The 491-nt window shown below is 46.4% G+C and carries 1 protein-coding gene; it reads right to left on the bottom strand.

What is annotated here, in order from left to right; translation table 11 throughout:
• Positions 1-491: efflux RND transporter periplasmic adaptor subunit (locus IV512_RS19735; protein ID WP_209406484.1), on the bottom strand; the 491-nt coding region annotated here is incomplete at both ends.

Raw genomic sequence — 491 nt, 5'->3', positions numbered from 1 at the left:
AACCATCACCACTTGCTCACCTTGTTTTAGACCGCTAGTGACAATCCATTGACCTTGGTGGGTACCTTGAACCGTAACTGGGCGTACTTGGATTTTATTATTAGCGTCAACCACATACACGGTTGATTCACCTTTGGCTGTACGATTAATGGCACTTTGTGGCAATAATACCGCATTATTGATAATACCTTGAATCAACTGGGCATTCACCATCATCCCTGGCAACAGTACAAAGTTATCATTGCTAAATACCGCGCGTAGATTAACCGTGCCTGTGGTACTATCCACTTTAGCTTCTTCGAAGCGAAGTTGCCCCACCATCGGGTAGGTTGAGCCATCGGCGAGTTTTAACTGAACCTGTGCAGTACGCGGTGTGCTAAGTTTACCAGCCGCAAATTGCTGACGAAGCGCCAATAACTCGGCGGATGATTGACTGATATCGACATAAATTGGATTGAGCTGAGAAACAGTTACCATCTGCGTCGAGCCCG

This window comes from Pseudozobellia sp. WGM2 (assembly GCF_017810075.1).
Classification (GTDB): domain Bacteria; phylum Bacteroidota; class Bacteroidia; order Flavobacteriales; family Flavobacteriaceae; genus JADNYK01.
Note: the sequence above shows the minus strand (reverse complement) of the source record. Positions and strands in the feature narration are given on the sequence as shown.